Source organism: Rhodococcoides kyotonense, assembly GCF_001645385.1.
Lineage (GTDB): Bacteria > Actinomycetota > Actinomycetes > Mycobacteriales > Mycobacteriaceae > Rhodococcoides > Rhodococcoides kyotonensis_B.
This window is the reverse complement of record NZ_LVHI01000001.1, coordinates 43,999-66,350: the sequence shown is the minus strand read 5'-3', so window position 1 is coordinate 66,350 and position 22,352 is coordinate 43,999. Positions and strand designations below refer to the sequence as shown.

21 protein-coding genes, 1 tRNA gene and 3 pseudogenes are annotated in these 22,352 nt (G+C 65.1%); 11 read left to right on the top strand and 14 right to left on the bottom strand.

Annotated features, from left to right (window positions below; translation table 11 throughout):
• Positions 1 to 73 precede the first annotated feature (73 nt).
• The 3 genes from A3K89_RS00335 to A3K89_RS00325 are packed head-to-tail and all read left to right on the top strand — an operon-like array spanning position 74 to position 1,721.
• Entirely contained in the window at positions 74 to 985 is a 912-nt protein-coding gene (locus A3K89_RS00335) for a TIGR03619 family F420-dependent LLM class oxidoreductase (RefSeq protein ID WP_068420484.1), read from the top strand.
• Between the two features lie 42 nt (positions 986 to 1,027).
• A complete protein-coding gene (locus A3K89_RS00330) occupies positions 1,028 to 1,309 on the top strand; it encodes a hypothetical protein (RefSeq protein WP_068420483.1) in 282 nt (93 codons plus the stop codon).
• 19 nt (positions 1,310 to 1,328) lie between these two features.
• Positions 1,329 to 1,721, top strand: coding sequence for a VOC family protein (locus tag A3K89_RS00325; protein ID WP_068420479.1), 393 nt, complete (start codon positions 1,329 to 1,331; stop codon positions 1,719 to 1,721).
• A 7-nt stretch (positions 1,722 to 1,728) separates the two neighbouring features.
• On the opposite strand, the gene A3K89_RS00320 is transcribed toward A3K89_RS00325, so the two are convergent.
• Entirely contained in the window at positions 1,729 to 3,189 is a 1,461-nt protein-coding gene (locus A3K89_RS00320; RefSeq protein ID WP_068420477.1) for an aldehyde dehydrogenase family protein, read from the bottom strand.
• Positions 3,190 to 3,229: 40 nt separating this feature from the next.
• Positions 3,230 to 3,784, bottom strand: a complete 555-nt coding sequence (locus tag A3K89_RS00315) for a CbrC family protein (protein WP_068420475.1) — start codon at positions 3,782 to 3,784, stop codon at positions 3,230 to 3,232.
• An 87-nt stretch (positions 3,785 to 3,871) separates the two neighbouring features.
• Between A3K89_RS00315 and A3K89_RS00310 the strand changes: the two genes are divergently transcribed.
• The 4 genes from A3K89_RS00310 (at position 3,872) to A3K89_RS00295 (ending at position 8,273) form a co-directional block, all read left to right on the top strand.
• Positions 3,872 to 4,267: an ASCH domain-containing protein gene (locus A3K89_RS00310; RefSeq protein WP_068420910.1), complete on the top strand. Its 396-nt coding sequence runs from the start codon at positions 3,872 to 3,874 to the stop codon at positions 4,265 to 4,267.
• A 151-nt stretch (positions 4,268 to 4,418) separates the two neighbouring features.
• A complete protein-coding gene (locus tag A3K89_RS00305) occupies positions 4,419 to 4,793 on the top strand; it encodes a hypothetical protein (RefSeq protein WP_068420473.1) in 375 nt (124 codons plus the stop codon).
• Positions 4,794 to 4,945: 152 nt separating this feature from the next.
• Positions 4,946 to 6,217 carry a GGDEF domain-containing protein gene (locus A3K89_RS00300; RefSeq protein WP_068420472.1) on the top strand — a complete coding sequence of 424 codons (1,272 nt, stop codon included), beginning with the start codon at positions 4,946 to 4,948 and terminating at the stop codon, positions 6,215 to 6,217.
• A gap of 259 nt (positions 6,218 to 6,476) precedes the next feature.
• Positions 6,477 to 8,273: an alkyl/aryl-sulfatase gene (locus A3K89_RS00295; protein WP_068420471.1), complete on the top strand. Its 1,797-nt coding sequence runs from the start codon at positions 6,477 to 6,479 to the stop codon at positions 8,271 to 8,273.
• A 250-nt stretch (positions 8,274 to 8,523) separates the two neighbouring features.
• On the opposite strand, the pseudogene A3K89_RS25255 reads toward A3K89_RS00295, so the two are convergent.
• The 3 genes and pseudogenes from A3K89_RS25255 to A3K89_RS00280 form a co-directional block, all read right to left on the bottom strand.
• A pseudogene (locus A3K89_RS25255) lies at positions 8,524 to 8,784 on the bottom strand (SulP family inorganic anion transporter); the annotation flags it as partial.
• Positions 8,785 to 8,823: 39 nt separating this feature from the next.
• Positions 8,824 to 9,486 (bottom strand): GAP family protein, encoded by a 663-nt coding sequence (locus tag A3K89_RS00285; RefSeq protein WP_068420465.1) that lies wholly within the window; start codon positions 9,484 to 9,486, stop codon positions 8,824 to 8,826.
• Positions 9,487 to 9,811: 325 nt separating this feature from the next.
• A tRNA-Asn gene (locus A3K89_RS00280) sits at positions 9,812 to 9,884 on the bottom strand.
• Positions 9,885 to 10,045: 161 nt separating this feature from the next.
• Here A3K89_RS00280 and A3K89_RS00275 point away from each other — a divergent pair.
• Positions 10,046 to 10,294 carry a hypothetical protein gene (locus A3K89_RS00275; protein ID WP_068420463.1) on the top strand — a complete coding sequence of 83 codons (249 nt, stop codon included), beginning with the start codon at positions 10,046 to 10,048 and terminating at the stop codon, positions 10,292 to 10,294.
• Here A3K89_RS00275 and A3K89_RS26760 read toward each other — a convergent pair.
• The 8 genes and pseudogenes from A3K89_RS26760 to A3K89_RS00240 all read right to left on the bottom strand — a co-directional run.
• Positions 10,291 to 10,794 (bottom strand): annotated as a pseudogene (locus A3K89_RS26760) (DNA primase); the annotation flags it as partial. The gene A3K89_RS00275 and the pseudogene A3K89_RS26760 sit on opposite strands and share 4 nt — an antisense overlap.
• A 71-nt stretch (positions 10,795 to 10,865) precedes the next feature.
• Positions 10,866 to 12,216, bottom strand: a pseudogene (gene dnaG / locus A3K89_RS00270) (DNA primase); the annotation flags it as partial.
• 31 nt (positions 12,217 to 12,247) lie between these two features.
• Positions 12,248 to 13,519 carry a deoxyguanosinetriphosphate triphosphohydrolase gene (locus A3K89_RS00265; RefSeq protein ID WP_371828776.1) on the bottom strand — a complete coding sequence of 424 codons (1,272 nt, stop codon included), beginning with the start codon at positions 13,517 to 13,519 and terminating at the stop codon, positions 12,248 to 12,250.
• Positions 13,520 to 13,521: 2 nt separating this feature from the next.
• Complete coding sequence (locus tag A3K89_RS00260) at positions 13,522 to 14,130, bottom strand: YdcF family protein (RefSeq protein ID WP_254303370.1); 609 nt, start codon at positions 14,128 to 14,130, stop codon at positions 13,522 to 13,524.
• 166 nt (positions 14,131 to 14,296) lie between these two features.
• Positions 14,297 to 14,905, bottom strand: a complete 609-nt coding sequence (locus A3K89_RS00255) for a response regulator transcription factor (RefSeq protein WP_068420457.1) — start codon at positions 14,903 to 14,905, stop codon at positions 14,297 to 14,299.
• Positions 14,902 to 16,020 (bottom strand): sensor histidine kinase, encoded by a 1,119-nt coding sequence (locus A3K89_RS00250; RefSeq protein WP_068420907.1) that lies wholly within the window; start codon positions 16,018 to 16,020, stop codon positions 14,902 to 14,904. The genes A3K89_RS00255 and A3K89_RS00250 overlap by 4 nt, the downstream gene beginning before the upstream one ends.
• A gap of 22 nt (positions 16,021 to 16,042) precedes the next feature.
• Positions 16,043 to 16,825 carry an ABC transporter permease gene (locus tag A3K89_RS00245; RefSeq protein ID WP_068420455.1) on the bottom strand — a complete coding sequence of 261 codons (783 nt, stop codon included), beginning with the start codon at positions 16,823 to 16,825 and terminating at the stop codon, positions 16,043 to 16,045.
• Entirely contained in the window at positions 16,822 to 17,733 is a 912-nt protein-coding gene (locus A3K89_RS00240; RefSeq protein WP_068420453.1) for an ABC transporter ATP-binding protein, read from the bottom strand. The genes A3K89_RS00245 and A3K89_RS00240 overlap by 4 nt, the downstream gene beginning before the upstream one ends.
• A gap of 113 nt (positions 17,734 to 17,846) precedes the next feature.
• Here A3K89_RS00240 and A3K89_RS00235 point away from each other — a divergent pair, with 113 nt between their 5' ends.
• Complete coding sequence (locus A3K89_RS00235) at positions 17,847 to 19,856, top strand: TPM domain-containing protein (RefSeq protein ID WP_068420452.1); 2,010 nt, start codon at positions 17,847 to 17,849, stop codon at positions 19,854 to 19,856.
• Positions 19,857 to 19,943: 87 nt separating this feature from the next.
• On the opposite strand, the gene A3K89_RS00230 is transcribed toward A3K89_RS00235, so the two are convergent.
• Positions 19,944 to 21,329: a glycine--tRNA ligase gene (locus tag A3K89_RS00230; RefSeq protein ID WP_068420450.1), complete on the bottom strand. Its 1,386-nt coding sequence runs from the start codon at positions 21,327 to 21,329 to the stop codon at positions 19,944 to 19,946.
• 205 nt (positions 21,330 to 21,534) lie between these two features.
• Here A3K89_RS00230 and A3K89_RS00225 point away from each other — a divergent pair, with 205 nt between their 5' ends.
• Positions 21,535 to 21,924 (top strand): ArsR/SmtB family transcription factor, encoded by a 390-nt coding sequence (locus tag A3K89_RS00225; protein ID WP_068420448.1) that lies wholly within the window; start codon positions 21,535 to 21,537, stop codon positions 21,922 to 21,924.
• A gap of 5 nt (positions 21,925 to 21,929) precedes the next feature.
• Positions 21,930 to 22,352 carry a Fur family transcriptional regulator gene (locus tag A3K89_RS00220; RefSeq protein ID WP_068420447.1) on the top strand — a complete coding sequence of 141 codons (423 nt, stop codon included), beginning with the start codon at positions 21,930 to 21,932 and terminating at the stop codon, positions 22,350 to 22,352.

The following is a 22,352-nucleotide window of genomic DNA, read 5'->3' as shown; positions in this document are numbered from 1 at the left end:
GACTCCAACCGGACGGCAAGCATCGGCGAGCACTCTTTCTCGTGACACCTCGTACACGAGAGAGAGGTCCACGATGGACATCGGAATCTGCCTACCCCAGCTCGGATCGCAGAGCGGCGGTACCCGCGTCGCCGAGTTCGCCTACACCGCAGAGAAACTCGGCTACCGATCGCTGTGGGTCGGCGACCGCGTCCTGACGCCGTTGCAACCGACGGACCTCTATCCGCTCGGCGGCACCCCGGAACATCCGTATCCGCCGGAGTTCACTGCGGCGCTCGATCCGTTGCTCACGTTGACGGCCGCCGCGGTTGCGACGAGCGCCGTCCGACTGGGTACCAGCACCGTGAACGCGACGTGGCACAACCCTCTCCTGCTGGCACGTGCGGTGACGAGCCTGGATCTGATCTCGAACGGTCGCCTGGTCCTCGGACTCGGCCTGGGGTGGATGCGCGACGAGTACCACGCCGTCGGTGTTCCGTGGACCGGCAAGTCCGAGCGGTTCGACGAGACACTCGACGTGCTGCATACGTTGTGGACCGAGAATCCCGTCGAACATCACGGTCCGTTGTTCGACATTCCGACGTCCGCCGTCGATCTTCGGCCCGCACAGGCGGGTGGCCCACCGGTTCTGCTGGCTGGATTCTCGGAGGCGTCGATGCGACGGATCGGTCGGCGCGCGCAGGGATGGGTGAATTCGTCGGACATGCCCGCGGAATACGCCGCCTATCTGTGGTCGATCGCGCGTTCGGCTGCCGTCGACGCAGGACGTGACCCCGATGCGCTGCGTCGCGAGACCCGAGTCAACATCGCTGAAGGTCGAAGCATCGACAGCCTCGTCGCGGTCGTCGAGTCGTTGGCAGCGGACGGCGTCGACGGCGCGTTCGTCGACCTGCACTATTCGACCCGCTCCGTCGACGAAGCAACCGACGTCGCGGCGCGTATCGCGGAGCGTCTCGGACTCGCGAGTGCGGCCGTACCTGCGTGACGCTGCACCGGCCCGAGGGCAACACATGGTTGACTTCTTCTCATGTCCCAGGAGATCGAACACACCGAGGACGGGCGGTACATCATCGTCAAGGGCCGACGTTGGCGTGCAACCGATCCCGCGATTCCCGAAGACCGAGGCGCTGAACTCAGATCGATCCTGATGGCGTGGCGACGGGAAGTGAAGCGTACTGGCGGCGCACCCGAATCCAGAGCTGGTGTGCAGGCCACGAAAGTGGCGCTCGGAGAACGTGGCACGCCGTGGTGGGAACAATCCGACGACGAGCGCCGACGACGATGGGAAGCTGATGTGCCACGGCCCTGAAGACTCCGAAGGAGACACGATGGACATGAAGCTCGAACTGGTTCCGATCGCCGTGAAAGACGTCGACCTGGCGAAGGAGTTCTACACCGAACAGATGGGCTTCGTCGCCGACGTCGATGTACAGCCCGCCCCGGGCATACGCGTCGTACAGCTGACGCCGCCCGGTTCGGCCTGCTCCATCGGCATCGGTACCGGGCTGCCTGCGTACGACATGCCGCCCGGGTCGACGAAGGGGTTGCACCTCGTCGTCGAGAACATCGAGTCGACGCGTGCGGAGTTGATCGAGCGGGGTGTCCACGTCGAGGAGATCCAGGACGTCGGTGGCGGAGTGAAGTATGCGGCATTCGCCGACCCGGACGACAACACCTGGACATTGCAGGAGATGGCCTGGCGTACCGGCAAAAAGTTCTGACCCCGCGTCAGATCGCGTACTGCCGTCGGGAGTGTTGTACCCCGATCCAGTGGTCGGTGGTGAATTCGTCGATCGCCCAATCGCCACCGAATCGGCCTATGCCTGAGTTCTTTTCACCGCCGAAGGCCGTGTTGGGTTCGTCATTGATCGTGGTGTCGTTGACGTGTGTCATTCCGGCGTCGATCCGGGCCGCGACGCGCACCCCTCGGTCCACGTCGCGGGTGAAGACCGCGCTGGACAGTCCGTACTCGGTGTCGTTGGCGAGTGCGACGGCGTCCTCCTCGTCTCGGGCGCGGATGACGGTCGCGACCGGACCGAAGACCTCTTCCGCAGCGGTCGCCACCTCGTTCGTGCCGAGCACGAGGTGGGGCCCGAGTACCCGCTGGGCCGGTCCGGATCGTGCGCCGCGCACGCGCACTTCCGCACCATCGGCTTCGGCGCGCGAGATCTTGTCCAGTATCGAGTCGACCTGCGAATCGTTGATGATCGGCCCGATCTGCGTCGACGGGTCGGACGGATCGCCGACGGTCAGCGCGCGCACTCGATCGGTCAGACGGTCCACGACCTCGTCGTGCACGCTGTCGACCGCGATGATGCGGTTCGTCGCCATACACACCTGGCCCTGATGAAAGAAGGAACCGAAGATCGCCGCGTCCACCGCCGCCTCGAGGTCCGCGTCGCCCAGGACGAGAAGCGGCCCGTTGCCACCGAGTTCGAGAGACATCTTCGTCAGCGGGGCAGACTCGGCAATCCCCTTGCCCACCGGCGTCGACCCGGTGAACGACACGAGTCGAGTGGTCGGATGTTGCGCTACGGCGTCGCCGATCTCGCTGCTTTTTCCGACGACGACCGACAGTACGCCGCTCGGAAGTCCTGCCTCCTCCAGGATCTTGGCCAGGAGAAGCCCACCGGTCACCGGGGTATCGCTGGCGGGTTTGAGGACGACGGCACTTCCGAGCGCGAGCGCAGGCGCGACCGAACGGTTCGACAGCTGCATCGGGAAGTTCCACGGGCTGATGACGGTGACCACGCCCAACGGCTGTCGGTAGACCCGGTTTTCCTTTCCGTCGATCAACGCGGCGGGGAGAATGCGTCCGGCGGAACGCGTCGGATAGCTCACGGCTTCGAGCATCACCGCGCGGACGGCGAGCCATTCCCACTCCGCCCGCGGCCTGATGCCTCCTGCTTCACGGACCAGCCAGTCGACGATCTCGTCCTTGCGCGCGTCCATCACCTGAGCGGCACGGAAGAAGACCTCGGCCCGCTCGGTCGGCAGCGTGGCAGCCCAGTCACGTTGGGCGCTCGCAGCAGCGCGAAACGCGTCGTCGACGTCGTCCGCGTTCGCGAGCGGGAGGGAAGTCAGGGTCTCGTCGGAATAGGGGTTCACGTCGTCGGCGACCTCGCCGTAGCTGCCCGCCCGCCACGTCCCGGCGATGGGCATGGTGTCGAATCCGGTGTATGCAGTCATGTTGTTCGGGTGCCCGATCGGTCGACAGGCAAACCGCGGGTCAGCTCGCGTCGACGTGCAGGCGGTGCGCACCGCAAGACAGGCACCGGAACAGGTACCCCGCCAGGTCGCCCTCTCGTTCGAGGAAGGAGCGCACGACCGTCGTGTCGTAGCCGGTGCCGCCGTTCACATCAGCGGCGAAATCGTGTTCGTGCAGGTAGTTCTGAAGGTCGTCAGCGCCGACATCGCCCACGAACGCGCATGGACGCCCACAATGGGACTTCCATTGCTCCTGCTGCCACGTCGGGTACGACGGTGTCCGCTCGGAGACTTCACGCGATTCGTCGACGTCGATGGTGATCGGTTCGTCGGGCGACGACGGAACCCCCTCGATCCCGAGCCAGTCGTTGAACTCACCTCCGAACGTGCGCGCGGCGGTTCCGTCGGCGACGCACCACGGGCACAGGTAGTCGACCTCGTCGACGCAGTAGAACGAGCCACGGTACTTCAGTTCGCGTTCCCGGCCGCACGCATCGCACTTCCCCGATTCGTTCACGAAGTAACCGAGTTCGTATGCGCGAGGGTTGAATCGGAAGTTCGGAAGGTCGGCAGTCACACATCGATTATGACTGCGTACGTCCGTCTACTGTTGCACGATGGTCCAGTCGGTCGAGCCCGACTGTCGCGCAGAGCAAGGAGCAAGATGTTTCCGAGGATCGACGGTCTCCGCGTCATGGAGATCGGAACACCGGGTGCGAGTCGCGACGGGCTCACGTCGCTGATCCGGCATGGACTCAAACGCGGCACGGCGGGGCTGCGGTCCGAGTACGACGCCGAGGGCGAAGAACTGGAACATGTCGGCGAACGCATGGTCCTCGTCGACAGCAGTGGTCGCGGTATCGGTTACTTGACGATCACTGCAGTCGTGGTGACCACCTTCGGTGCAGTCACGTGGGAGTTCGCACAATCCGAGGGCGAAGGCGACGCGGACATCGAGCAGTGGCGAGAGAGTCACCGTCGATACTTCGCGCGCGCACACGGATTCGACGTGGCCGATTCGACACCTGTCGTCTGCGTGTCGTTCGAGTACAGCCCCTGAACGCACGTGTGCGGCATGGAACCGCACCCAGGGTTACTTCGACGCCCCCACACGGGTCGACGAACGTCCACCTTGGGGGTGTTATCGGGCACCGACTTTCCGGCAAAAGTAGAGCTCGTCCGAAACACACCCCGAATACAGGAGTCCCGCAATGTCCACGATCACCACCCGCACCGCAGCCGCAACTGCTATCGCCGTCGCCCTCGGGTTCGGTGTCGCATTCGCGCAAAATTCTACTGCCGCAGCAACACCTGCGCATGCCGGCGCGCCGCAGACCCCGGAGACAGTGCACGTCCGCGACCGCATCGGTTGCGCGAATGCCTGGCCCATGGTGGCATGCGACGCCCCGGACGAGGACGTACCCGAACAGATCGAACTGTACGAGCCGGGCACGTCACTCACCCAGCCCGGCGGCGTCGACCTCATGGGACCCGCCAGCACTCCCGTCCACGCCGCGGCCTATTTCCTCGAGCCCGACGACGGCGCGATCTCCCACCCGCTCGACCCGGACATGCCGTGGATGTGACGTGCCGATCCCACACACGACGTCCGATCCGGTCAGAATGTCGGGCAAGCCGGATATTTTTCGGTCAGGGGGCTTGTAACGACCCCGGAACCGGTGTCGACGTGCACACTGAGGATTCTTACCGGTCGGGGTGATGGGTACGAGGTACAGCGATGGACGAGACCACACCGGCCGCCCCGGGTGTGTCGCAGATCGACCCCGACGGTGCGACGATCGGCATCACCCGGTTCCATGTCGGTACCCGGACAATGACCTGGGACGCCCGGGCCGCCGCGCTGTTCGACGACACCGGGGACCGGCCACCGTTCGAGATCTGGGCCGAGCGCGTCCACCCGGACGATCACGACGTCGTCGCCGACCTGTACCGGGACGCGTTGGCCTCCATCGGCGCCGAATGCGTCTACCGCATCCGCCGCCCCAACGGCGAGATTCGCTACATCCTCACTCGTAGCGTCGCCATCGAACCCGGCTCCTGGGGCGGCCCGGACGTGCTCACCGGAGTCGTTCTGGAATTGGACCCGGAATTGGGTCGCGAAGCGTTGCTCACCCACGTTCTCGACAACGTCACGCTCGGGTTCGTCATCCTGGGCCGTGACATGACCGTCCGCTACATCAACGCGCAGAGCGAGAAGCATCTGGGCGTTCGCCGAAGCCACGTCCTCGGCCACCACATTCACCACGTACTTCCGGCGTTGAAGGACACCTATCTCGATTACCTGCACCGAGAAGTCCTCCGCACCGAAGGGGAGGTGACACTGCGCACCGAGTCGATCTACCTTCCCGGCACCACGATGGAAGTGACCGCCACCTGCGTCGACGACGTCGTTGCCATCAGCTATCGCGATGTCACCGAGGAAACGCGGGCGCATTCGAGCACGATCGAGGCATATCGAGAACTACTCATCCGATCCCGGCTCGACGACCTCACCGGTGTCCTGAATAGGGCCGCCCTGTTCGAGCGGATCGCCCGAATCTCCGACGAGCTATCGGTCCCGGATGCGTTGTTGTTCATCGACGTCGACGACTTCAAAACCATCAACGACACGTACGGGCACATCACCGGCGATCTCGTGCTCCGTACGACCGCGCAACGTCTGTCCGCGGAATGCGATTCTTCGATGGTGATCGGCCGGATCGGTGGCGACGAATTCGTCGTCGCCCTGTTCCCGCGCACCGAACTCGGAAGTCCCACTGCTGCAACCGATGTGGCCGACCGGATGCACCGGTCCTCAGCGGCGCCGATTTTCACCGCCAGCGGCGAGATCGGCGTCTCCATCTCCATCGGTATCGCACAGAACCACGCCGGATGCGCAGTCGAGGAATTGCTGTCGAGCGCGGACGACGCGCTCTACCGGGCCAAGAAAGACCACCACCCATCCGATCCGGTGACACCGATCCGGCCTGTTCGACGCCGGCCGCGGTAGCCCGCAAATCGAAATCCACTGGGGACCGTCTTCACTTGATTCGCGACGTGGCCGCCTATCCGCTCGCAGACCTCGAGCACGCAACACTCACCCGTAACGGGCGAGGTCGTCATCTCTCTGTGGGTGCATGCTGTCAATCGGAACAGATCGCGGTCACCGATTCGCGACGGCATGCAGCATCTCGTCCGCCAACCCGGATTGGGTTATCGATGCCCGTTGGTCGACACCTTTGCAATCCTGTGTCCACCGAGGAGGATCGATGTCCGCCGATTTCGCCGACCGCACCGATTTCGCCAACGCCAACCGTGGTCTGATCGACGTTCTGGACCCCGCTCGAGTTCGCACTCCAGACGGCCGGATGGTCTACGACGCTGCGAATTTCGAGGCCGCGACGGCGGGAGAATGCCCCGACACCGTCAATCCGAGCTTGTGGCGGCAAGCGCAGCTCACCGCCATCCACGGACTGTTCGAGGTCACGAACGGGATCTACCAAATTCGTGGTTACGACCTGTCCAACATGACCCTCGTCGAAGGTGACACCGGTGTCATCGTCATCGACCCCTTGGTGTCGGCCGAATGTGCATCCGCAGGCCTCGCGCTCTACCGCCGACATCGTGGAGACCGCCCGGTGACCGCCGTCATCTACACCCATTCGCACATCGATCATTTCGGTGGTGTGCTCGGCGTCGTCGACGCCGACACCACGGTGCCGATCGTGGCGCCCGAGCATTTTCTCGAGCACGCAGTCTCGGAAAACGTATATGCCGGGAACGCCATGCTGCGCCGGGGGATGTATCACACCGGAGTCGTACTTCCGGTGGGCGCAACCGGAACACTGGGCGCTGGGCTCGGGCCCAGCACATCGACTGGAACTGTCGGCCTCCTCGCCCCTACGCTGGACATCACGCACACCGGGCAAACCGAAACCCTCGATGGCGTTCGTATCACCTTCCAGGTCACGCCCGGCACCGAAGCGCCGTCGGAGATGAACTTCTGCTTCCCCGACCACCGAGCTCTGTGTCTTGCAGAGAACGCCACGCACAACCTGCACAATCTGCTGACACTGCGAGGCGCGGAAGTTCGCGACGCACGCAACTGGTCGAGATACCTCGCCGAAGCAATAGAACTATTCGCCTACGACTGCGACGTCGCGTTCGCCTCGCACCACTGGCCGACCTGGGGCACCACCGAGCTCGTCACATTCCTCACCGAGCAGCGAGACCTGTACGCCTACCTGCACGATCAGACATTGCGGCTACTCAACGATGGTTTGGTCGGAACCGAGATAGCCGAAGACTTCTCGATGCCGCCCGCACTCGACGCCGCATGGCACACCCACGGGTACTACGGATCGGTCAGCCACAACGTCAAAGCGATCTATCAGCGCTATATCGGCTGGTACGACGGCAACCCCGCGCACCTATGGCAACACCCACCGCAGGCGGCGGGCGCACGCTACGTCCGTGCGCTCGGAGGCATCGATGTAGCGGTGGCGCGAGCGAAGGAGTTCGCCGACGAAGGCGACCTTCGCTTCGCGGCCGAACTTGCCGCCCACGCGGTGTTCGCCGAGCCAGACCACGCTGAGGCCAAGGGGGTACTCGAGAGCGTGCTGACACGCCTGGGATACGGCTCCGAATGCGCAACCTGGCGCAATAACTTTCTCGTCGGCGCGGACGAGGTGAACGGATCGAACCACCCAGCGGAAGTCAGCGCAGCTGGAATGGCGGCAGCTCTCACCATCACGCAGGTGTTCGACAGTATCGCCATCCGCATCGATGGCCCGAAAGCTTGGGACACAACGATTTCGATCCGTTGGCATTTCACGGACGTCGATGAAATCTATCGAATGGAACTGCACAACGGCGCCCTCATCCACTACCCGACACGTCGAACGGACCCAGCCGACCTCACGGTCACGCTGACGAAGCCGCAACTACTCGGCCTACTCGCAGGCCACGACACCGAGGCCACCATGGACGGCGACACTTCGACCATCAAACGAATTACCGACCTGACCACCCGACCCGACACCTCTTTCTCGATCGTCACACCATGAGCACGAGCATGCATCGCTGGTGCGGATCCCTGATGCAGGACGCCCGAGCCGTCGAGTCTTGGAACGTCGACGCCGTTCGATGCGGCCGTCACTGAGTGCACGGGGGGTCCTCCGCCGACAAGGCGTCGGCGATCGACACGAACACCGGTAGTGGATCTCCTTCTCCGGTGGTTACGAGAACGTCGCGAAATTGTCCGGTGTCACGGGCGATGCGGAACGCAAGGCCCCTGCGCTCCAGTTCGTTTCGTAACGCCGACAGCGCGGCGGTCGCGGACATCGGCCCCACGATCAGGTGTCGCGAACTACCCGCTGCCGCATAGAGAATGAGGGCGGGGACCGCCGCATACAGTCCGACGACAGGCGGAACGCCCGCGATGGTTGCGTAGGCCAATGCTTCTGGGACCAGGACAGCCCACACCGTGAGACCGGCGAGAATATCCGGACGCAGAAAACGAGCCCGATATCCGAACAACGAGGAGAACACGATGTGACGGGGGTAGTGGTTGCTCATCGACCTATCGAGTCCCCTCACGAGTTCTTGCGCTGCGGGTCAGAACAACCCGCCTATGCCTTTCCCGATCAAGACCACCGAAATCACCAGAATCAGAACGCTCATGACGGCGGTATTGTTCGTTTCCAACCATTCTTTGAGCGATGCCAGTGTGGGCGCCATCCGCTGTGCTGCAGCGTGATACGCGATGACGGGTACCGTTACTGTCGAAGCGGCGAGGACGGTGAAAACGGCGACTGCGGTGATGGTCTCCCCGGTGCCATTCGCGCCGCCGCCGATGGTGATGCCTGCAGCGATGCACATCAGTACGTTCTTCGGGTTGATTGCGGCGAGTGCGAAACCAACGCCGGCCCCTTTGCCCGCAGTCATGTCGTCGATCGCAGCCATCCATTTGGGTGCCTCGTGCCGGGCTGCACGCGAGCGCCACTGACGAACACCGAGTGCGAGTAGGAACGCGCCGAGGATGAGCTTGATCCACGACGCCGTCGTGGACGGTTCGTCGTCCGGCCCGGTTGCAGCGCCGCCAGCGACGGCGAAAATTGTAGTTACGACGATGATCCCGACAACCCATCCAACTGCGAAGCCGATACTGGTACTGCCAGCTCGTTTTCCGAGCAGCATCAGAATCGCCGCGATGATCGGAATCGGAGATATCGCTACCCCCACTGCCAGTGGCAGAAGCTCTCCGATGACCGTTCCCATGGTGCGGTCTCCGTTCAGGAAAGAGAATCGTCGGCTCAGTAGACGGTAGAAGCGGCTCCGCCGAGTGACTTCATCTGTTGCGGGTGAGGTCCGGCCTTCGAAGTGACTCAGTGCGACAGTCGCCGCATCTCGATCACCGTGAGGCCCAGGGTGTCGAACTGACCCGCTATTCCCGACGCGTGGGCTCGGCGGCCCCGGCCACGCGAAATCTACCCTCCTTTTGTGCGCTTTCACGCCCCCCGGACCGCACAACAGGAGGGTAAATTTCCGAACGGCACCGGAACGCGAAAAACCCCCACCCAGTGAACTGGATGGGGGCTCAGCGCTCCCCCGGCTGGACTCGAACCAGCAACCGTCCGATTAACAGTCGGAAGCTCTGCCAATTGAGCTACAGGGGATTACTCCGTGGCTTCGCACTCTCGTGCGGCCGAGAGAAACAATAGCGCACACCCCCATGGAAGTACCAAATCGCCCCCGTCAGGCAGGATGGACGGCACGTGAGAACGGGTATGGCGTGTGGAGCCTGCGGACGACCTGCCGGACATAGAGGAGGACAGTGATGATTCGTGTGGTTCTGGCTGCCGGGGCAGCGTATGTACTCGGAGCCAAGGCGGGGCGTGGTCGCTACGAGCAGATTCGCAAGACCGCGGCCGCGGTGGCGGGCAGTCCGGCGACGAAGAAGGTCATCGAGGTGAGCCGTCAGAAGTTGTCCGACTCGCTGAACACGCAGCCGAGGCTCGAGCCGATGAAGCCCATCGACGACGAGACCCAGCTGTACATCCCCCAGGATCAGTTGCGTAAGGGCTAGCCGGCGGCGGAGTCGTCCTCGACGTTGCCGATGGCCTGCTCCAGCAGACTCCGTCGGTACTGTTCGAGGGCGATGACGTCCCCGAGCAGCGCGTAGTACTCGTCCTGATTGTCGGCCGGTGACATGCGCTGCATCTTCGACTTCAGTTCGGCGACCTGTTCACCCACCCACACCTCTTGCAGACGCGCGAGCACTCCGCCGATGTAGCGGGTGAGCGCCGCGTCGGCCACGTTGATGTTCTCCACTGCGAGTTCCATCACCAGCGACTGCACGACGGGTCCGTCGGCCTGCTTCGCGACGGCATCGACCCACGCTCCCCCACCCAGCCCGGCCGCGGTACCGCCCGCGGCGGCGACAGCGGCACTGACGGCCGCGTACGCGGGGTGTGTGAACGTCTCCGGCGGCAACGAATCGAACACCGACCCCGCGATCGCCGGATGCTGCAGCACCGACTTGAGCGCGTCACGCTGCGGCCACAGGACCGGGTCTTTCGGGTGCGGTCGCGCAGGACCCGACGCGACCTCCGGCTCGTTCCGGGGCTTCTCGAACGGCGCCCGTTTGCCTCGGGCATCCCCGCCGCGCGCACCCTTCTTGGCCTCGTCCCGCACGCGCTTCAGCACCATCGCGGTGTCGTCCCACCCGGCCCAGCCGGCGAGCTGGCGTGCGTACTCGTCTCGCAGCGACGCGTCCTTGATGCGTGCGACGACCGGAACCGTCCGACGCAACGCCTCGACGCGTCCCTCGGGCGTGTCCAGATCATGTTCGCTCAGAAGCGATTTGACGACGAACGCGAACATCGGTGTCCGACGCGCAACGAGATCGCGCACCGCGCCGTCACCGGACTTCTGCCGTAACTCGCACGGGTCCATGCCCTCCGGCGCGATGGCGACGAAGGTCTGTCCGGCGATCTTCTGGTCACCCTCGAACGCTTTCATCGCGGCGGCTTGACCGGCGGCGTCGCCGTCGAACGTGTAGATGACCTCGCCGCGAAAGTAGCTGTCGTCCATCATGAGTCGTCGCAGCATGGCGACGTGGTCCTCGCCGAACGCCGTGCCACATGACGCGACTGCGGTCTTCACGCCGGCGAGATGCATCGCCATGACGTCGGTGTAGCCCTCGACGATGACGGCCTGATGCGACTTCGCGATCTCCTTGCGCGCGAGATCGAGGCCGAACAACACCTGAGACTTCTTGTACAGCATGGTTTCCGGCGTGTTGATGTACTTGCCGGGCATGGTGTCGTCGTCGAACAGCTTGCGCGCACCGAAGCCGATGACGTCGCCGCTCTGGCTGCGGATCGGCCAGACGAGCCGTCGACGAAATCGGTCGATGGGTGTTCCGCGCTTGCCCGGCGTCGCCAGGCCGGCGTCGATGATCTCCTTGGCCTCGAAGCCCCGACCGAGCAGATGCTTGGTGAGGGTGTCCCAGCCGTCGGGCGCATACCCGCAGCCGTACGTCAAAGCCGCCTGGCCGTCGAAGTTGCGCTCGGTGAGATAGTCACGGGCGGTCTGCGCATCCGGTTCACGCAGCCGCGCTGCGTAGAACTCCTGCGCGGCGGTGTTCGCAGCTATCAGACGCGCCCGGGTGCCTCGGTCACGTTGGACCGAGGTTCCTCCGCCCTCGTAATTGATCGAGTAGTTCAGTCGATCCGCGAGTTGCTCGACGGCCTCGACGAACGAGATGTGTTCGATCTTCTGGAGGAAGGAGTAGGCGTCGCCGCCCTCGCCGCAGCCGAAGCAGTGGAAGTGCCCGTGATTCGGCCGTACGTGGAAGGACGGAGACTTCTCGTCGTGGAAAGGGCAAAGCCCCTTCATCGAGTCGCCGCCCGCGCGCTTGAGCGAGACGTAGTCACCGACGACGTCTTCGATCCGTGTGCGTTCGCGAATGGCGGCTATGTCACGTTCAGGAATTCGGCCGGCCACGCACGGCAGTCTAGTACTTCCCGTGATCGACTCAGCCCCAGCTGGCTTGAGCTCCCAGGCTGCGCTTGTCGACCAGCTCTAGCCGACTCTCGGTGTACGACGCGATCTGATCGACGACCACGCGTGTCCGTTCGCCGTCGCTTCCCGCCGCATTCCACGCGGGCACCAGAATCGGGTCCAGTTCGGCGGGCGCAGAGCGTAACAACCACTCGGCGACGCGGTGAATCCGGTCACGTTGGCGTCCTTGGCGCACTTTGTGACTCGCGTCGGACATCACGTAACGCAGCGCCATCGTCTTCAGCAGCGCGACCTCGGACGCGACGACCGCGGGAATCTCCAGATCGGCGTCGTACCGCGACAGGGGATCGGTCCCCCACTTGACCCGGGTGGCGTCGATCGCAGCGGTGGCGAAGCGACCGACCAGTTCACTCGTCAAATGTTTCAGCGCGACCGATGCGGCGAGCGTTCCGTCGTACGTTCCGACCGCGACGACGACGGGCATGCGGGACAGTCTGTCGGCCGCCTCGATCAACTCTCCGGCGTCGAGACCGCGAAACTCGCGGACACCCAGTTCGGCCAACTCGCGCTGAGCTGTCGGATCGCCCAGTGCTCGCAGATCGATGCGGGCATCGATGACGCCGTCCTCGACGTCGTGCACCGAGTAAGCGACGTCGTCGGCCCAGTCCATCGACTGCGCTTCCAGGCATCGCCGACGGTTGGGCGCGCCGTCGCGCACCCAGTCGAGAATCGGCTTGTCGTCGTCGTACGCCCCGAATTTCGCACCGGGCGACGGCCGAAGCCAGGGGTACTTGATGGCTGCGTCGAGCGAGGCGCGCGTGAGGTTCAGCCCGACGCTTCGGCCGCCGTCGTCCAGCACCTTCGGTTCGAGTCCGGTGAGGATGCGCAGGTTCTGGGCGTTGCCCTCGAAGCCACCGCAGTCGGCGGCGATCTCGTCGAGCGCCCTCTCACCGTTGTGGCCGTAGGGCGGGTGGCCGATGTCGTGCGCAAGCCCGGCGAGGTCGACCAGGTCGGGGTCCGCGCCGAGGCCCTCACCGATGCTGCGGCCGATCTGCGCGACCTCGAGCGAATGCGTCAGCCGTGTGCGTGGGGTGTCGCCGTCGCGCGGGCCGGTGACCTGGGTCTTGTCGGCGAGTCGCCGGAGCGCTGCGCAGTGCAGAACGCGGGCGCGATCACGGGCGAACGCGCTGCGGTGCGACGCGTTCTCATGGGTCGAGTCGAGCCCGGCTGTCTTCGGCGCCTCGGCGACGAAGCGCTCGTAGTCGTGTTCGCTGTAGGAGCTCAAGTTCACTGGCCTGCCGTGTAGGAGAAGTCCGCATTGAAGTGCGTCAGTTGGTACCAGAGCAACGCGCCGGTCTCGCGAGCGATTCCGTGCGCCTGCGACTCGCGCGTGTAGACGGCAGGGCCGGTACGCGTCGGCGACGTCCATGCGTCGAGGCCTGCGTCGCGGGCCATCGTGCGCGTGCGCAGCGAATGCCAGGGGTCACTGACCAGTACGACGGACGATTTGCCCTGCGCGAGCAGCGTCTGGCTGACGGCCTCGATGCTCTCGAGCGTGTCCGAGCCCTCCTCGACCGCGATCACGCGATCGGCCGGAACACCCTGCTCGATGAGATAGTTCCGACCCGACGCAGCTTCGGTGTACAGGTCGCCTTCCTGCTTGCCGCCGACGGTGACGACCTCGGGCGCGACGCCCTGCTCGAACAGGTCTGCAGCCTGGGACAGTCGCGCTTCGAACACGCTCGACGGTGTCCCCGAGTACTGAGCCGCGCCGAGCACGACGATCGCGTCGGCGGCGGTGTTGTCGTCGATCCGGGCCACTTGCCACACGCGGAAGGCGGTACCACCGACGACGAGCAGACCGATCAGCACGACGCCCAGCAAGAGCCGTGACACCCACCGTCCGAGCGTGCCGAAGAAGCCGAGCCGCGTGGGCTCGGGATCCGGCGGACCGTACGGGTCGCCGTAATGATCTCCGTACGGATCACGGTCGAGAGTCGAGTTCACCCCTCGAGTTTGCCAGCCACGCCGGCGAGCGCGACACGACGACACGCAGACCGGGTCACAGCCACCCGCGGCTCTCGGCCACTCGAATGGCCTCGGCACGCGTCGTCGTACCCGTTTTTCCGATCGCCGAGGACAGATGGTTGCGCACGGTTCCTTCGGACAGATGCAGCGCCGCGGCGACGCGAGCAGCTGTGCCACCGGCCGCGGCTTCGCGCAGAACATCCCGCTCACGGGCGGTCAGCGGCGAGACGCCGTCGGTGAGGGTTTCCGTCGCCAGCGTCGGGTCCACGACGCGCAAGCCCATGTGGACGCGTCGGACGGCGTCGGCGAGCTGGCGGGCGGGAGTGTCCTTGACGACGAATCCATCGGCGCCCGCATCGATGGCACGTCGCAGATATCCGGGCCTGCCGAAGGTGGTGACGATCATCACCCGACACGACGGCACCGCCCGACGCAAGGCTGCAGTCGCGGCGATTCCGTCGAGACCCGGCATCTCCACGTCGAGCAACGCGACGTCGGGTAGATGGCGGGCGGCGGCAGCCACGACTTCGTCTCCTCGGCCGACTTCCGCGACGACCTCGAGATCGGACTCCAGGTCGAGCAGGGCGGCCAGCGCCCCGCGCACGAGCGCCTGATCGTCGGCGAGCATCAGACGAATACTCATGAGCACTCCACCTCGAGACTGAACCCACCCGCCGCCGATCGGCCGACGGACAGCGACCCCTGTGCCGCACGAACGCGATCGGCCAAGCCGCGCAACCCGTTTCCGTCCTCCCCCGAGCGACCGCTCATGCCGGAACCGTCGTCGGAAATCTCGATGCGCGTCGCACCGAGGACAACGGTGCACCGCTCGGCGCCGCTGTGCCGAATCACGTTGGTGACGGCCTCGCGCAACGTCCATCCGAACAGTTCGCGGTTACGCAGCGGCACGACGTCGGCGTCGGCTGGTAGATCGGGTTCGATTCCCGCGGTCGCCAGTGCCGAACGCGCACTGGTCAATTCGGTGGCGATGTCGACCTTGCGCAAGCCTCCGACGGTCGACCGGACGTCGCTCAACGCCTCACGGGCGAGCGACTCCACCTGCCCGATCTCGATGGCAGCACGGGCAGGGTCGATATCGATCAACCGCCCGGCCAGTTCTGCTTTGACCGTGATGACGGTCAGCGAATGGCCGAGGATGTCGTGCACGTCGCGGCCGACGCGCTCCCGCTCGGCGACGATCGCCAGGTCTGCGAGTTGCTGACGCGCAGCGGCAAGTTCGTGATTGCGCTTGAACACCTGCGTGATCCCCCAGGCGGCAACGGCACTGATCACGAGTTGGAACGCGAAGAACGTGCCGGGATTCCATTCGGGGACGAGGCGGGGAACGATCTCGACGACGGCGACCATCACGGCAACCGTCGTCCAGGCCTGTCTGCTCGGCAGCGTCATGACGGCGAGGACGGCCATGTAGATCGTCGCGCCGAACGCCTGGCTACCGACCATGACCGCGAGAGCAACGACGAGAGCGCCCATCACGCCGAGTCCTGCCCACGCGTAGCGCAACGAAATTCGTCGGTGAGCTCGATTCGCGTTGCGGAAACCCCAGAACGTCGCGACGAACGTGGCACCGAACGCGATGATCACGAGCGTCGCGAGCACCTTCTGCCACACGTCCGGCAGTGAAAGAGCTTCTCCGAGTGGGTAAGCGAGGTAGAACAGCCAGATCATGCCGAAAGCCCAGCCGAAACGGGACATCCGACCCACGTTCTCGGATGCCTCCGTCTCGGCTGGTGTCATGGTGCTCACGGTAGTACCGGCCTCAGACACGCCGAGTGTCGCGTCGGAACAACATCGCGGCGCCGACGACGAACACCGCAGCCCACACGACCAGGTTCACCGCGGCGATCGCGAGCGTGCCGGACGACGGTTCCGTGAACGGCGCGCGGGCGACGGTCGCGAGTCCGTACAGCGGGGTGAACCTCGCGAGAATCGGGAACCAGCCGTTGTCGGCGAGCGGAACGAACAACCCGCCCGCGAATGCGAGCACCGCAAGCACGGGTCCGAGTACCTGCATGACGTTCTCCGACGGCAGAAGGTATCCCATGAACAGCCCGAACGCGGCGAACACCGAACTGCCGAGCCACGCGATGACTCCCGTCGACAACCACACCCACAGCGGCATGTCCGCCCCGAACGCGGCCGCAACGGCGAACACGACGACCACCGACGCCAGGCCCATCGTCATCGCGACCGACATCTTCGTGACGATGTAGGCGACCGGACGCAGCGGGGTCAGTCGCAGTTGTCTACTCCAGCCCTGTGCACGTTCGACCGACACCATCGCTCCCCCGCTCGTCGCGGCAAGCATCGCACCGTAGACCGCCATGCTGATCGCGATGAACGCCGTGACGTTGCCGTTCGCGAACGCGTAGTTGCTCGTGTAGTCGGACTGCGTCCCGAAGATCACGAAGAACACCGGCGGCATCACCAACGTGAACACGACGGTCCGTCGATTGCGGATCAGGCGTGTGATCTCCAGGCCGAGGAACGTCGGGCTGAAACCGCCGAGCGGCAACGTCTTTCGAGATGCAAGCGTGGTCATGTCCAGCTCCCTACGAGGTCGGCGGAACGATCGGTGGTCAGTGCGAGGAACGCGTCCTCGAGATTCCTGGAAACGATTTCGAGATCGGCCGCGCCGACGTCCAGCAAGTACCGCGCGACGGCATCGGAGTTCCGTCCGTGGACCAGGACGCGGTCCCCGCGCGTCTCCACCTTGTCGACGCCGGGCAGCTGCAGGACCGCGGATCGATCGATGCCCGGTGCGGTCGCGGTGACCGTGCGGCCCGATGCGAGATTCTTGACCTCGGCTGCACTGCCGTCGGCGACGATCCGGCCATGGCGCAGCAGCACAATCCGGTCCGCATACGCGTCGGCCTCGTCCAGGTAGTGGGTAGCGAACAGGACGGTTCGGCCGCGGCGGGCGTCGTGACGGATCGCATCCCAGAAGTCGCGTCGGCCTTCGACGTCCATGCCGGTGGTGGGCTCGTCGAGAACGAGCAGGTCCGGTTCCGGCAGCAACGCCAGCGCGAATTTCAGACGCTGCTGCTGGCCGCCCGAACATTTCCCGACGCGTCGGCCGGCGATATCCGCGATGCCTGCCCGCTCGAGCACGTCGTCGACGGGTTGGGTTCGAGGGAACAGCGCTGCGGTGAGACGCACCGTCTCCCGCACGGTGAGGTCACGGATCAGCCCACCGGACTGCATGACGGCGGCGACGCGTCCCGCGCTGATGGCATCGGCCGGGGAGGTCCCGAAGACTTGGGCGCTGCCGGCGTCCGGGGTCGCGAGACCGAGCATCATGTCGATGGTCGTCGTCTTACCTGCGCCGTTCGGACCGAGGAACGCGACCACTTCCCCGGGTTCGACGCGCAAGCTGACGTCGGCGACAGCCTGTACGGACCCGTAGGACTTGTTCAGATGCTCGAGAAGCACTGCTGGTGTCGTTGTCATGAGAACAACTCTGCTGTCGATGCAGGCCCGGAGCCTCGTTCGAGCGTCACGACCCTGGCATGACAACTGTCACGACTCCGCCCGGAACGACCGTGCCGGTAGATTCTTCTCCCATGGCAGTCCGGCGCTTCTTCGCAGTCAGTGTCCTCACGACGATTCTCGGATTCGCAGCGTTGCTGGGTGCCGCGGCACCGGCGTCGGCCGACCGACCGTCCCGGCTCGCGGGTCAGATCACCGACACCGTCCAAGCTCTGGGCGACGGTCAGATCGCCGACGTGCAGGCTGCGATCGACGACCTGTACGACTCCGATCGTGTCCGGTTGTGGGTGGTCTACGTCGCCGACTTCGACAACACCGATCCATCGGCGTGGGCGCAGGCGACGGCTCAGGCCAGCAGCTTCGGCGACCGCGACGTCCTGCTCGCAGTCGCGACCGTCGACCGTTCCTACAGCATGTGGGTCCCCACCGGGCTGACCGAGATCACCGACGCCGAGATCACGGAGATGCAGACGGACAACATCGAACCCGCTCTGCGCGAAGAGGACTGGGCAGGGGCGGCGATCGTCACGGCCGGCTCCCTCTCCGACGCCTATTCGTCCTCCGGATCCGGTGGATCCGCGACTCCGTGGCTCATCGGCGCGGGTGCGGTCGTCGTCGCCGGTGGCGGTGCCGTCGCCTATTCGTCGCGGCGGAAGAAGAAGCACCAGCAGGCAAGCATCGAGGCCGCGGAACGAATCGACCCCACCGACACCGCTGCACTGTCGGCTCTGCCGCTCGACGTGCTCGACGCGCGGGCTCACTCCATGCTCGTCGAGACCGACAACGCGGTACGCGCCAGCGAAGAAGAACTCGCGATCGCGCGATCGGAGTTCGGCGACACGACGGCGGCCCCGTTCATCACCGCGTTCGAGGAGGCGAAGAAGGCGCTCGGCGCCGCGTTCGAAGTTCGCCAGCGCCTCGACGACGCCATTCCCGAAACCCCGGATCAGCGCCGCTCGATGCTGATCCAGATCATCTCGTCGTGCGGACGGGCCGATCACGAACTCGACTCTCGCGTGGCCGAATTCGAGCAGATGCGCGACTTGCTGATCAACGCGGGGTCGACGCTCGACTCGCTGACGCAGGCGGTCGTCGCGCTGACCGTCCGCGTACCCGAATCGGAGGCGGTGCTGGCGCAGCTGCACACCGAATTCGCCGAACCAGCCCTCGCATCAATCTCATCGAACATCGTGATGGCCCGCGAGGACATCGAACTGGCCGAGCGCAACATCGAGGTGGGCCGTGCAGCAGCCGCGAAACCCGCAGGCCAGCAGGGCGAACTCGTCTCCGCCGTGCGCACGGCAGAGAAAGCCGTCGACCAGGCGCGGTCGTTGCTCGACGCAGTCGACCACGCGCAGAACGACATTCGGAACGCCATCGCGACGCTGCCCGCGGCGATCGAGGACGTGCGACGCGACATCGCGAACGCGGCCACGTTGACCGAGCACGGCGGTCAGGAACTGCAGACCGCCCGCGCCGCGGCCAAGGAGGCGCTACGGAGCGCGGTAGCGTCGCAGTCCGCCGATCCGCTGGGCAGCTTCAACCGACTCGTGGAGGCGGATCGTCACCTCGACGCCGTGATCGACTCCGCGACCGAAGCCAAGACGCAGGAGGACCTTCTTCGCGCTCGGCTGCAGCGGGACCTCGGCGGCGCACAATCCCAGATCACCGCAGCCAGGGACTACATCTCGACACGGCGTGGTGGCGTCGGCGCCACTGCCAGGACACATCTCGCCGAAGCCGAACGGCACTTCGACGCGGCACGGCACCTCGAAGCGTCGGATCCGGCGACGGCACTCCAACATGCCCAAGCTGCAGCACAATTGGCGTCGCGCGCGTCGCAGCAGGCACAGGCCGACGTCCGGGACTGGGAAGACAGCCGCCGCCCGCGCGGAGGATCCGGGGGCGGTACCGCAGGTGCGGTCCTCGGCGGCATCCTCATCGACAGCGTGCTCCGTGGCAGCCGTGGGGGCGGCGGGTTCGGGGGCGGGTTCGGTGGCGGCGGCTTCGGTGACGGCGGTTTCGGCGGTGGAGGGTTCGGCGGCGGAGGGGGCGGCGGACGCGCAAGCGGTGGCCGGTTCTAATCCACGGGTTCCCCCGGATAGAGCGAATGACGCCCTCGGTCACTCTGAGTGACCGAGGGCGTCATTCGGTAGTGCTGCTGGCCGGAATCACGCACCCAGCAGGCGCGCTCCGAGGTATGCCTGGACCTGATCGAGTGCGACGCGCTCCTGCGCCATCGTGTCACGCTCACGGATGGTGACAGCCTGGTCGTCGAGGGTGTCGAAGTCGACGGTGATGCAGAACGGTGTACCGATCTCGTCCTGGCGACGGTAGCGACGGCCGATGGCACCGGCGTCGTCGAATTCGACGTTCCAGAACTGACGCAGCTGCTGAGCGAGGTCCTTCGCCTTCGGCGTCAGGTCGGCGTTACGCGAGAGAGGCAGAACCGCGACCTTGACCGGCGCCAGACGACGGTCGAGCTTGAGCACGACGCGCTTGTCGACGCCGCCCTTGGCGTTGGGGGCCTCGTCCTCGGTGTACGCGTCGACGAGGAACGCCATCAGCGAACGCGTCAGACCTGCTGCAGGCTCGATGACGTACGGCGTGTAGCGAGTGTCGGTGGCCTGTTCGTAGAAGCTGAGGTCCTGGCCCGACGCCTTCGAGTGCACCGACAGGTCGTAGTCGGTGCGGTTGGCGATGCCTTCGAGCTCGCCCCACTCGCTGCCCTGGAAGCGGAAACGGTACTCGATATCGACTGTCCGCTTGGAGTAGTGCGACAGCTTCTCCTGAGCGTGCTCGTAGAGACGCAGGTTCTCCGGGTCGATGCCAAGGTCGGTGTACCACTTCATGCGGTAGTCGATCCAGTACTGGTGCCACTCGTCGTCGTCGCCGGGCTTGACGAAGAACTCCATCTCCATCTGCTCGAACTCGCGCGTGCGGAAGATGAAGTTGCCGGGGGTGATCTCGTTGCGGAAGCTCTTGCCGATCTGACCGATACCGAACGGCGGCTTCTTTCGCGACGTCGTCAGCACATTGGCGAAGTTGACGAAGATTCCCTGTGCCGTTTCGGGGCGCAGGTAGTGCAAGCCCTCTTCGTTGTCGACGGGACCGAGGTAGGTCTTGAGCAGGCCGGAGAACGCGCGCGGCTCGGTCCACTGGCCCGGGTCACCGGTTTCGGGATCGCGGATGTCGGCGAGGCCGTTCTCGGGAGGGTGCCCGTGCTTTTCCTCGTACGCCTCGATGAGATGGTCGGCACGGTAGCGCTTGTGGGTGATGAGCGACTCGACCAGCGGGTCGGAGAACGTCTCGACGTGACCGGAGGCCTCCCACACCTCACGCGGCAAGATCACCGACGAATCGAGGCCGACGGTGTCTTCGCGACTGGTGACCATGTTGCGCCACCACTGCTTCTTGATGTTGTCCTTGAGCTCGACGCCGAGGGGGCCGTAGTCCCAGGCAGACTTGGTACCGCCGTAGATCTCGCCGCAGGGGTACACGAGTCCTCGACGCTTGGCGAGGTTGGCGACGGTTTCGACTTTGGACTTGGGTGCCACTGGCGGAGCTCTCCATCTTGTGTCTGGTGAGAGGGACTTTCTTCAGGCACCGAGCCTATCGGTCGTGACCACTTTCTCCGAACACTGCCTACCTCGTTTGACATGCGCACTTGTGCATATCAAAATGGAAGTGATTTGCATTAACAGTCGCTGGACTAGTCTGTAGCGATACCCCGACACCACCCGAAGGAGTTTTCCGTTGGCAATGCTGGAAACCGACCCTTCACCTCTCGGGGACGACGATCGCACGGACGAGGGCCTGGCTGCTCACTCCCACGACCCGTTCGCGTCGGTCCCCCCTGCTCCCGTTCCTCCGAAGGACACGCTGGTCGCAGCCGGTGACATCCTGCGCGCATTGGCAGCGCCCGTACGCATCGCGATCGTTCTCCAACTGCGCGAGTCCGAGCGATGCGTCCACGAGCTCGTCGGTGCGCTCGGCGTCACCCAGCCCTTGATCAGCCAGCACCTGCGTGTGCTCAAGTCGGCAGGTGTGGTCCGCGGTGAACGCAACGGTCGTGAGGTGCTCTACCGTCTCGTCGACGATCATCTCGCACACATCGTCGTCGACGCCGTCGCCCACGCAGAAGAGAGCTGATATTCGTGACCGAATCTCCCGCGCCCCGCAAACCGGTGGCCGTCGGCGTCCGCGCAACCAAGCAGCGCAGCGCCATTTCCGATCTTCTCGACAACATCGAGGAGTTCCGGTCGGCACAGGATCTGCACGACGAACTGCGCAAGCGCGGTGAGGGAATCGGCCTGACCACGGTGTACCGAACGCTGCAGACCCTGGCCGATGCGGGCACCGTCGACGTTTTGCGCACCGACACCGGCGAATCCGTCTACCGACGCTGCTCGTCCGGTCACCACCATCACCTCGTATGCCGCGACTGCGGTTACACGGTCGAGGTCGAGGGCCCGACCGTCGAGAAGTGGTCGCAGAACGTCGCCGAGAGCAACGGGTTCAGCGACGTCAGCCACACGATCGAGATTTTCGGCACCTGCAGCGAGTGCAAGGCCAAGTAG

Coding starts and splice junctions, on each gene's coding strand:
- A3K89_RS00235 (WP_068420452.1), top strand. CDS start 17,847: ATGGCAGTCCGGCGCTTCTTCGCAGTCAGTGTCCTCACGACGATTCTC.
- A3K89_RS00225 (WP_068420448.1), top strand. CDS start 21,535: ATGCTGGAAACCGACCCTTCACCTCTCGGGGACGACGATCGCACGGAC.
- A3K89_RS00240 (WP_068420453.1), bottom strand. CDS start 17,733: ATGACAACGACACCAGCAGTGCTTCTCGAGCATCTGAACAAGTCCTAC.
- A3K89_RS00335 (WP_068420484.1), top strand. CDS start 74: ATGGACATCGGAATCTGCCTACCCCAGCTCGGATCGCAGAGCGGCGGT.
- A3K89_RS00255 (WP_068420457.1), bottom strand. CDS start 14,905: ATGAGTATTCGTCTGATGCTCGCCGACGATCAGGCGCTCGTGCGCGGG.
- A3K89_RS00320 (WP_068420477.1), bottom strand. CDS start 3,189: ATGACTGCATACACCGGATTCGACACCATGCCCATCGCCGGGACGTGG.
- A3K89_RS00245 (WP_068420455.1), bottom strand. CDS start 16,825: ATGACCACGCTTGCATCTCGAAAGACGTTGCCGCTCGGCGGTTTCAGC.
- A3K89_RS00295 (WP_068420471.1), top strand. CDS start 6,477: ATGTCCGCCGATTTCGCCGACCGCACCGATTTCGCCAACGCCAACCGT.
- A3K89_RS00330 (WP_068420483.1), top strand. CDS start 1,028: ATGTCCCAGGAGATCGAACACACCGAGGACGGGCGGTACATCATCGTC.
- A3K89_RS00305 (WP_068420473.1), top strand. CDS start 4,419: ATGTCCACGATCACCACCCGCACCGCAGCCGCAACTGCTATCGCCGTC.
- A3K89_RS00325 (WP_068420479.1), top strand. CDS start 1,329: ATGGACATGAAGCTCGAACTGGTTCCGATCGCCGTGAAAGACGTCGAC.
- A3K89_RS00300 (WP_068420472.1), top strand. CDS start 4,946: ATGGACGAGACCACACCGGCCGCCCCGGGTGTGTCGCAGATCGACCCC.
- A3K89_RS00275 (WP_068420463.1), top strand. CDS start 10,046: ATGATTCGTGTGGTTCTGGCTGCCGGGGCAGCGTATGTACTCGGAGCC.
- A3K89_RS00310 (WP_068420910.1), top strand. CDS start 3,872: ATGTTTCCGAGGATCGACGGTCTCCGCGTCATGGAGATCGGAACACCG.
- A3K89_RS00285 (WP_068420465.1), bottom strand. CDS start 9,486: ATGGGAACGGTCATCGGAGAGCTTCTGCCACTGGCAGTGGGGGTAGCG.
- A3K89_RS00250 (WP_068420907.1), bottom strand. CDS start 16,020: ATGACACCAGCCGAGACGGAGGCATCCGAGAACGTGGGTCGGATGTCC.